At 62.8% G+C, this 9,707-nt stretch carries 6 protein-coding genes; 5 read left to right on the top strand and 1 reads right to left on the bottom strand.

Annotated features, from left to right (window positions below; genetic code table 11):
• Window positions 1-20 precede the first annotated feature (20 nt).
• Window positions 21-4,274, top strand: coding sequence for a DNA-directed RNA polymerase subunit beta' (gene rpoC, locus G0A00_RS24265; RefSeq protein WP_164184844.1), 4,254 nt, complete (start codon window positions 21-23; stop codon window positions 4,272-4,274).
• Window positions 4,275-4,512: 238 nt separating this feature from the next.
• Window positions 4,513-5,421, top strand: coding sequence for a DMT family transporter (locus G0A00_RS24270; RefSeq protein WP_164184843.1), 909 nt, complete (start codon window positions 4,513-4,515; stop codon window positions 5,419-5,421).
• Here G0A00_RS24270 and G0A00_RS24275 read toward each other — a convergent pair.
• Entirely contained in the window at window positions 5,397-6,197 is an 801-nt protein-coding gene (locus G0A00_RS24275) for a putative rhamnosyl transferase (RefSeq protein WP_164184842.1), read from the bottom strand. The genes G0A00_RS24270 and G0A00_RS24275 overlap by 25 nt on opposite strands.
• 375 nt (window positions 6,198-6,572) lie before the next feature.
• Here G0A00_RS24275 and rpsL point away from each other — a divergent pair, with 375 nt between their 5' ends.
• Genes rpsL through fusA form a run of 3 tightly spaced genes read left to right on the top strand, consistent with a single transcriptional unit; the run spans window position 6,573 to window position 9,572 of the window.
• On the top strand, window positions 6,573-6,944 hold the full coding sequence (gene rpsL / locus G0A00_RS24280) for a 30S ribosomal protein S12 (protein ID WP_005862801.1): 372 nt from the start codon (window positions 6,573-6,575) through the stop codon (window positions 6,942-6,944).
• Between the two features lie 12 nt (window positions 6,945-6,956).
• Window positions 6,957-7,427: a 30S ribosomal protein S7 gene (rpsG, locus tag G0A00_RS24285; RefSeq protein ID WP_066104045.1), complete on the top strand. Its 471-nt coding sequence runs from the start codon at window positions 6,957-6,959 to the stop codon at window positions 7,425-7,427.
• Window positions 7,428-7,448: 21 nt separating this feature from the next.
• A complete protein-coding gene (gene fusA, locus G0A00_RS24290) occupies window positions 7,449-9,572 on the top strand; it encodes an elongation factor G (protein WP_164184841.1) in 2,124 nt (707 codons plus the stop codon).
• Window positions 9,573-9,707: the final 135 nt, after the last annotated feature.

Below are 9,707 nucleotides of genomic sequence, written 5' to 3' on the forward strand. Positions count from 1 at the left end.
CTGTCATTTAGGAAGACGACATGAACCAGGAACTGACGAACAACCCGTTCAACCCGCTGACCCCGCCGAAGGTCTTCGACGAGATCAAAGTGTCGCTGGCGTCGCCCGAGCGGATCCTCTCGTGGTCCTACGGCGAGATCAAGAAACCCGAGACGATCAACTACCGTACGTTCAAGCCCGAGCGTGACGGCCTGTTCTGCGCGCGCATTTTTGGCCCGATCAAGGACTACGAATGCCTGTGCGGCAAATATAAGCGCATGAAGTATCGCGGCGTCGTCTGCGAGAAATGCGGCGTCGAAGTTACCCTGCAGAAAGTGCGCCGCGAGCGCATGGGCCACATCGAGCTCGCAGCTCCCTGCGCGCACATCTGGTTCCTGAAGTCGCTGCCCTCGCGCATCGGCCTCATGCTGGACATGACGCTGCGTGACCTCGAGCGCGTGCTGTACTTCGAAAACTACGTGGTGATCGAGCCCGGTCTCACCGATCTGACCTACGGCCAGATGATGACCGAGGACGAGTTCCTCGACGCGCAGGACCAGTATGGCGCCGACGCGTTCAGCGCCAACATCGGTGCCGAAGCGATCCGCGAGATGCTGGCCGCCATCGACCTCGAAGCCGAGGCCGAGCAGCTGCGCGCCGACCTCAAGGAAGCGACCGGCGAGCTCAAGCCCAAGAAGATCATCAAGCGTCTGAAGGTGGTGGAATCCTTCCTCGAGTCGGGCAACCGTCCCGAGTGGATGATCCTCACCGTGATCCCGGTCATCCCGCCCGAACTGCGCCCGCTGGTGCCGCTGGACGGTGGCCGCTTCGCGACCTCGGACCTGAACGACCTCTACCGCCGCGTGATCAACCGGAACAACCGCCTCAAGCGGCTGATCGAACTGCGCGCGCCGGACATCATCGTCCGCAACGAAAAGCGGATGCTGCAGGAAGCCGTTGACGCTCTGTTCGACAACGGCCGTCGTGGCCGCGTCATCACAGGTGCCAACAAGCGCCCGCTGAAGTCGCTGTCGGACATGCTGAAAGGTAAGCAGGGCCGCTTCCGTCAGAACCTTCTGGGTAAGCGCGTCGATTTCTCGGGCCGTTCGGTCATCGTGACCGGTCCGGAACTCAAGCTGCACCAGTGTGGCCTGCCGAAGAAGATGGCGCTCGAACTGTTCAAGCCCTTCATCTATTCGCGGCTCGAGGCCAAAGGCCTGTCGAGCACCGTGAAGCAGGCGAAGAAGCTGGTCGAGAAAGAGCGTCCCGAGGTGTGGGACATCCTCGACGAGGTGATCCGCGAGCACCCGGTTCTGCTGAACCGTGCGCCGACGCTGCACCGTCTGGGCATTCAGGCGTTCGAACCCCAGCTGATCGAAGGCAAGGCCATCCAGCTGCACCCGCTCGTCTGCTCGGCGTTCAACGCTGACTTCGACGGTGACCAGATGGCTGTTCACGTGCCGCTGTCGCTCGAAGCGCAGCTTGAAGCACGCGTGCTGATGATGTCGACGAACAACGTTCTGTCGCCGGCAAACGGCAGCCCGATCATCGTTCCGTCGCAGGATATGATCCTTGGCCTGTACTACACCACCATCATGCGCGAAGGCATGAAGGGCGAGGGCATGAAGTTCTCGAACATCGAAGAGGTGGAGCACGCTCTGACCTCCGGTGAGGTGCATCTGCACGCCAAGATCGAATGCCGCGTCAAGCAGATCGACGAAGAGGGCAACGAGGTCGTCAAACGCTATGAGACGACCCCGGGCCGCGTGCGCCTCGGCGCGCTGCTGCCGATGAACGCCAAGGCTCCGTTCGATCTGGTCAACACGCTGCTGCGTAAGAAAGACGTGCAGAAGGTCATCGACACCGTCTACCGCTACTGCGGTCAGAAAGAGTCGGTCATCTTCTGTGACCAGATCATGTCGATGGGCTTCAAAGAAGCATTCCGCGCCGGCATCTCGTTCGGCAAGGACGACATGGTCATCCCCGACAACAAGTGGGAACTGGTCGAGGAAACTCGCGATCAGGTGAAGGACTTCGAGCAGCAGTATCTCGACGGTCTGATCACCCAGGGCGAGAAGTACAACAAGGTGGTGGACGCCTGGTCGAAGTGTAACGACAAGGTCACCGACGCCATGATGAACACCATCTCGGCCAACAAGCGCGCCGAGGATGGGTCGGAAATGGAGCCGAACTCGGTTTACATGATGGCCCACTCCGGTGCGCGTGGCTCGGTCACCCAGATGAAGCAGCTGGGCGGGATGCGTGGCCTGATGGCGAAGCCGAACGGCGACATCATCGAGACCCCGATCATCTCGAACTTCAAAGAAGGCCTGACCGTTCTCGAGTACTTCAACTCGACCCACGGTGCCCGTAAGGGTCTGTCGGATACCGCTCTGAAGACGGCAAACTCGGGTTACCTGACCCGTCGTCTGGTGGACGTGGCGCAGGACTGCATCGTGCGTGCGCACGACTGTGGCACCGACCGCGCGATCACCGCAGAAGCGGCTGTCAACGATGGTGAGGTTGTCGCCTCGCTCGCAGAGCGTATCCTCGGCCGTGTGGCTGCGGATGACATCCCGCACCCCGTCTCCGGCGAAGTGCTGGTGCGTGCCGGTCAGCTCATCGACGAGCGTATGGCCGACACCATCGACGAGGCGGCTGTGCAGTCCACGCGCATCCGCTCGCCGCTGACCTGTGAGGCCGAAGAGGGCGTCTGCGCCATGTGCTATGGCCGTGACCTCGCACGCGGCACCATGGTCAACACCGGCGAAGCTGTCGGCATCATCGCCGCGCAGTCGATCGGTGAACCGGGCACGCAGCTGACGATGCGGACCTTCCACATCGGCGGCGTTGCTCAGGGTGGCCAGCAGTCCTTCCAGGAAGCCTCGCAGGAAGGTGTGATCGAGTTCGAGAACGCCTCGACCCTCGAGAACTCCATCGGCGAGACGCTCATCATGGGCCGCAACATGAAGCTGCGGATCATGGGCGAGGACGGCAAGGAACGTGCGAGCCACAAGCTCGGCTACGGCACCAAGCTGTTTGTCAAGGAAGGCCAGAAGGTCGCCCGCGGCGACAAGCTGTTCGAGTGGGACCCCTACACCCTGCCGATCCTGGCGGAGGCCGACGGTGTCGCCAAGCATGTGGACCTCACCAACGGTGTGGCCGTGCGCGACGAGACCGACGATGCCACCGGCATGACCCAGAAGATCGTGATCGACTGGCGTGCGGCACCGAAGGGCAACGAGCTCAAGCCGGAAATCATCCTGATGGATGCCGATGGCGAGCCCGTCCGCAACGCGGCTGGCAACCCGATCACCTACCCGATGTCGGTCGACGCGATCCTGTCGTGCGAAGACGGTCAGGAGATCAAGGCCGGTGACGTTCTGGCGCGTATCCCGCGTGAAGGTGCGAAGACGAAGGACATTACCGGTGGTCTGCCGCGTGTGGCCGAACTCTTCGAAGCGCGTCGTCCGAAGGACCACGCCATCATCGCCGAGATCGACGGCTATGTGCGCTTTGGCAAGGACTACAAGAACAAGCGCCGCATCGCGATCGACCCGGTCGACGACACGCTGGAGCCCAAGGAATACATGATCCCCAAGGGCAAGCACATTCCGGTGGTCGAGGGCGATTACGTCCAGAAGGGCGACTACATCATGGACGGCAACCCGGCGCCGCATGACATCCTGGCCATCATGGGTGTCGAGGCTCTGGCGAACTACATGATCGACGAAGTCCAGGACGTCTATCGACTGCAGGGCGTGAAGATCAACGACAAGCACGTCGAGGTCATCGTCCGTCAGATGCTGCAGAAGTGGGAAATCCACGACTCCGGCGACACCACGCTGCTCAAAGGCGAGCATGTGGACAAGGCGGAGTTCGACGCGGCCAACGAGAAGATCGAGAAGAAGGGCGGCCGTCCGGCGACGGGCGAGCCCATCCTGCTCGGCATCACCAAAGCGTCGCTGCAGACCCGTTCGTTCATCTCGGCGGCCTCCTTCCAGGAGACCACCCGCGTCCTCACCGAGGCTTCGGTGCAGGGCAAGAAGGACAAGCTGGTCGGCCTCAAGGAGAACGTCATCGTGGGCCGCCTGATCCCGGCGGGCACCGGTGGCGCGACCCAGCGGGTGCGTCGCATCGCGACCGAGCGCGACAACAAGGTGATCGAAGTGCGCCGCGACGAGGCCGAACAGGCCGCGCTGCTGGCCGCGCCCGAAGCCTCGGCGGAGAGCGACGTGATCGGTGGCGACGAGTTCGACACGCTGGTCGTGGACACGCCGGAAAGCCGCGAGTAATCGCAGCGGCCGAAAGGTCCGGACAAGATCGGCCCCCGCGCTTCGGTGCGGGGGCTTTTTTGTGTCTTGGTGGTGCTGAGGGGCAGGCGGCGGGGGAGGGGGCGCTGCCCCCTCGCCGCTGCGCGGCTCACCCCCGGCGTATTTTCAAAGAGAAGAAGAAGACACGACGGCGGATGTTTTCGTGCGCAGTATCGTTTCCCCGTGGTGGCGGCGGGGCGGCGGTGCTAGCGCAGGGCGCATGAAGAGCCTTTCGGACAACAGCCGCGGCGTGCTCCTGATGATCGGGAATATGGCCGCCTTCACCTTCAGTGATGCCTGCGTGAAAGCCATCGGCTCGGCCCTGCCGCTGTCGCAGGTTCTGGTGCTGCGCGGGATTGTCGCGAGCCTGTGCATCGCGCTGCTTGCCGCTCGCCTCGGGGCCTTCCGGCATCGTCCGGGCCGGCGAGACGCGGCGCTGATGGCGCTGCGCGGGGTGGCCGAATGCGGCTCGGCCTATTTCTTCCTGACCGCTTTGCGCAACATGCCCTTGGCCAATGCCACGGCGCTTTTGCAGATGGTGCCGCTGACGGTGACCCTGGGCAGCGCGGTGTTCTTTTCCGAGCCGGTGGGCTGGCGCCGCTGGCTGGCGATCACGGGCGGCTTTCTGGGGATGCTGCTGATTGTCCGGCCCGGCACCGAAGGGTTCAACGCCTATTCGCTGCTGGCGCTGGCGGCGGTCGGCTCGGTCACGCTGCGCGATCTGGCCACGCGGCGGCTGTCACCTTCGGTGCCGTCGATGCAGGTCACGCTGTCGTCGGCCATGTCGGTGCTGCTGCTTGCTGGGCTCTGGTCTCTGGGCGAGGACTGGCAGCCGCTGGACGGCCGGCTGTCGCTGCTGATGCTGGGGACCAGCGTGCTCATCGTCGCGGGCTACACGCTGAGCGTGATGGCGATGCGCGTGGGCGACGTGGGGTTCATCGCGCCGTTCCGCTACACCGGGCTGATATGGGCGCTGCTGCTGGGGCTGGTGGTCTGGGGCGAAGTGCCCGCGCCGCTCACCCTAATGGGGGCGGCGGTCATCGCGGTGATGGGCAGTTTCACCCTCTGGCGCGAACGCCAGTTGCGCGGGGCAGGGCGGGGCGTTCAGGCGAAGACGCGGCGGATGTGATCGCAATCGACGGCGAAGCGGCGTTTGATCTCGGCTTCGCCCTCGGCGTCGAGGCGCGGCAGATCGACCGGTTTCACGTGTTTCTTTTGCCGCGAGTCGTTGTGATCGTTGTGCCCGCGCAGATACATCGGGCTGTCGGTGAAGCTGAGCGTCGGCATGAACTGGATCAGCTTTTGGTGGCCGAAGTTCATGATGCTCTGCCGCACGCCCGGCGCCACGGCGACCGCCTGCGCCACCCCCCAGAAAGGGGTCATGCAGGGCTCGGCGCAGAGGCCTTCGGCATCCGGGCGGGCGACATAGCCACGGTTCCAGTCGAGGGCGACGAGGCGGTGGCGCGCGCGCAGGGCAGAGATATCGAGGGCGGCGGCACGCAGGTCTTCGATGAAATTCACGGCCACTGCGTCGTCGTCGTCATGGCGGAATTCGAGGCAGGGCTGGCTCATGTCCCGCGCCGCGTTGATCACCTCCTGACACACCTGCCGGTGCGGTCCGGGCGGGCGGGCGACGATGCGGGCCTGCGGAAAATCCGCGATGAGCGCGCGCAGCCGTTCGAGGTAGATCGCGGGCATGGCTTCGCCGACCAATATGAGGAAGGTGAATTCGCCATCGCTTTGCGCCTTCAGCCCGGGCAGGCAGATGCATTCGAAATGGCGCAGTCTTTCCTCCATCCGCGCGGGCGCGTAGAGATAGGCAGTGCGGGCCTCGATGCTGTCGTGTTCGACCTGAAAGCCGCCCTCGGCGGGGTAGGAAAAACGGCACAGGCCGATGATCTGCATGGGCGAATGGCTCCTCTTGGGTGTCCCGCATATGCTTGGCATCGCCGCCACCGGCTGACAAGCGGCGGGTCGTGTTGACAAGCCGGGCGACTCCCCCTATACGCGCCTCAATCCGGTGGTAGGCCCAAGTGCGTCCGCCGCATTCTACAGAACTAGCGTGGTCAAGATCGGCGTCACAGGCCCTGATCCTCTGCAGACCCACCGCGACGTCACCCATGTCCGGGGACGTATGCGGTATTTTGTCGTTACTGCCCTCTGGGTCGGTTGCGGCACGGACAAAACCGGTGACCTGCGGACGCGTAGGGCGCCTATCGCTTGAACCGCATGGGGGGCTCCCCGTGCACACATATGTGAGAATTACGGGGAACAACCCATATGCCCACGATCCAACAGCTGATCCGCAAGCCGCGGCAGCCGAAAGTCAAACGTTCGAAGTCGCAGCACCTGGAACAGTGCCCGCAGAAGCGCGGCGTCTGCACCCGCGTCTACACCACCACGCCTAAGAAGCCGAACTCGGCAATGCGTAAGGTGGCCAAGGTGCGTCTGACCAACGGCTACGAAGTCATCTCCTACATCCCGGGTGAATCGCACAACCTGCAGGAGCACTCTGTTGTGCTCATCCGCGGCGGCCGTGTGAAAGACCTTCCGGGTGTCCGTTATCACATCCTGCGCGGTGTCCTCGACACCCAGGGCGTCAAAGACCGGAAGCAGCGCCGCTCCAAGTACGGCGCGAAGCGTCCGAAGTAAGAGGATATATAAATGTCTCGTCGTCACGCCGCCGAAAAACGCGAAGTCCTGCCCGACGCCAAGTATGGCGACCGGGTTCTGACCAAATTCATGAACAACCTGATGATCGACGGCAAGAAGTCGGTCGCAGAGCGCATCGTCTACAACGCCCTTGAGCGCGTTGAAGGCAAAGTAAAGCGCGCGCCCGTGGAAGTGTTCCATGAGGCTCTCGACAACATCAAGCCGGCCGTCGAAGTTCGTTCGCGCCGCGTTGGTGGTGCCACCTACCAGGTTCCCGTCGAAGTGCGCCCCGAGCGCCGCGAAGCCCTGGCAATCCGCTGGCTGATCGCCGCATCGCGTTCGCGTAACGAGAACACGATGGAAGAGCGTCTCGCGGGTGAGCTTCTGGACGCCGTGCAATCGCGTGGCTCCGCTGTTAAGAAGCGCGAAGACACCCATAAGATGGCCGACGCGAACAAAGCGTTCAGCCACTACCGCTGGTAAGCTCCGGAAAGGCAAACCAACATGGCACGCGAATATCCCCTCCAGCGTTACCGCAACTTCGGGATCATGGCCCACATCGACGCGGGCAAGACCACGACGACGGAACGCATCCTGTATTACACCGGCCGTTCGCACAAGATCGGCGAAGTCCACGATGGCGCAGCCACCATGGACTGGATGGAGCAGGAGCAGGAGCGCGGCATCACCATCACGTCCGCCGCGACCACCACGTTCTGGCAGTGGCAGGAAGATCCGACCGAGGAAGGTACCTCGGACACGAAATTCCGCTACAACATCATCGACACCCCTGGCCACGTTGACTTCACCATCGAAGTCGAGCGTTCGCTGGCCGTGCTCGACGGTGCGATCTGTCTCCTCGACGGCAACGCCGGTGTGGAACCGCAGACCGAGACCGTGTGGCGTCAGGCTGACCGCTACAAGGTGCCGCGCATCGTGTTCGTCAACAAGATGGACAAGATCGGCGCTGACTTCTTCAACTGCGTGAAGATGATCAAGGACCGTACGGGCGCAACCCCGGTTCCCGTCAACTTCCCGATCGGTGCAGAAGACCAGCTCGAAGGCATCGTCGACCTCGTGACCATGGAAGAGTGGGTCTGGCAGGGTGAAGACCTCGGCGCATCCTGGGTGCGTCAGCCGATCCGCGACGACCTGAAGGACGTGGCAGACGAGTGGCGTTCGCACCTCATCGAGAATGCTGTTGAGCAGGACGATGCGGCGATGGAAGCCTACCTCGAAGGCGAAGAGCCCGACGTTCCCACCCTGCGTAACCTGATCCGTAAGGGCACGCTGTCGCTGTCCTTCGTTCCGGTTCTGGGTGGCTCGGCGTTCAAGAACAAGGGCGTTCAGCCCCTGCTCAACGCTGTGGTCGACTTCCTGCCCGGCCCCCTCGACGTTCCGCCGTACATGGGCTTCTCGCCGGATGACGAGACCGAGACCCGGAACATCGAGCGTCGTGCTTCGGACGAAGAGCCCTTCTCGGGCCTCGCGTTCAAGATCATGAACGACCCCTTCGTGGGCTCGCTCACCTTCACCCGTATCTACTCCGGTACGATGAAGAAGGGCGATTCGATCATGAACTCGACCAAGGGTAAGAAAGAGCGCATCGGTCGTATGATGATGATGCACTCGAACAACCGGGAAGAGATCGAAGAAGCCTTCGCAGGCGACATCATCGCGCTGGCTGGCCTCAAAGAGACCACCACCGGTGACACCCTCTGCGACGCGCAGAAGCAGGTCGTTCTCGAAACCATGACCTTCCCCGATCCCGTTATCGAGATCGCGGTCGAGCCGAAGACTAAGGCTGACCAAGAGAAGATGTCCCAGGGTCTGGCCCGTCTGGCCGCAGAAGACCCCTCCTTCCGCGTGGAGACCGACCTCGAGTCCGGTCAGACCATCATGAAGGGCATGGGCGAACTTCACCTGGACATCCTCGTTGACCGTCTGAAGCGCGAGTTCAAGGTCGAGGCGAACATCGGTGCGCCGCAGGTGGCTTACCGCGAGACCATCGGTCACGAGATCGAGCACACCTACACCCACAAGAAACAGTCGGGTGGTTCGGGTCAGTTCGCAGAGGTCAAGCTGGTCATCAGCCCAACCGAAGCGGGCGAAGGCTACTCGTTCGAGAGCAAGATCGTCGGCGGTTCGGTTCCGAAGGAATATATCCCGGGCGTCGAAAAGGGCATCAAGTCGGTCATGGACTCCGGTCCGCTGGCAGGCTTCCCGGTGATCGACTTCAAGGTCGCGCTGATCGACGGTAAGTTCCACGACGTGGACTCCTCGGTTCTGGCCTTCGAAATCGCGTCGCGGATGGCAATGCGCGAAGGTCTGCGCAAAGCTGGCGCGAAGCTGCTCGAGCCGATGATGAAGGTCGAAGTGGTCACGCCGGAAGAGTACACCGGTTCGATCATCGGTGACCTCACCTCCCGCCGTGGTCAGGTGTCGGGTCAGGAGCCGCGCGGCAACGCCGTCGCAGTTCAGGCCTTCGTGCCGCTGGCCAACATGTTCGGCTACATCAACACCCTGCGCTCGATGTCCTCGGGCCGCGCGCAGTTCACGATGCAGTTCGACCACTACGATCCGGTTCCGCAGAACATCTCGGACGAGATCCAGGCGAAATACGCATAAGCAGCGGTGCGGGGCTCGGCCCCGCACCCTACCCAAGTAGGGTGCGTGCACGCACGCACCGCCACCGACCAAGGAGGCCATCATGGCAAAGGAAAAGTTTGAGCGCGGCAAACCGCACTGCAACATCGGCACGAT

Source organism: Salipiger sp. PrR002, from assembly GCF_010500775.1.
Lineage (GTDB): Bacteria > Pseudomonadota > Alphaproteobacteria > Rhodobacterales > Rhodobacteraceae > Salipiger.

What these genes read in the sequence shown, in the direction of transcription:
- G0A00_RS24270 (WP_164184843.1), top strand. Translation starts at nt 4,513, where the DNA reads ATGAAGAGCCTTTCGGACAACAGCCGCGGCGTGCTCCTGATGATCGGG.
- G0A00_RS24275 (WP_164184842.1), bottom strand. Translation starts at nt 6,197, where the DNA reads ATGCAGATCATCGGCCTGTGCCGTTTTTCCTACCCCGCCGAGGGCGGC.
- rpsG (WP_066104045.1), top strand. Translation starts at nt 6,957, where the DNA reads ATGTCTCGTCGTCACGCCGCCGAAAAACGCGAAGTCCTGCCCGACGCC.
- rpoC (WP_164184844.1), top strand. Translation starts at nt 21, where the DNA reads ATGAACCAGGAACTGACGAACAACCCGTTCAACCCGCTGACCCCGCCG.
- rpsL (WP_005862801.1), top strand. Translation starts at nt 6,573, where the DNA reads ATGCCCACGATCCAACAGCTGATCCGCAAGCCGCGGCAGCCGAAAGTC.
- fusA (WP_164184841.1), top strand. Translation starts at nt 7,449, where the DNA reads ATGGCACGCGAATATCCCCTCCAGCGTTACCGCAACTTCGGGATCATG.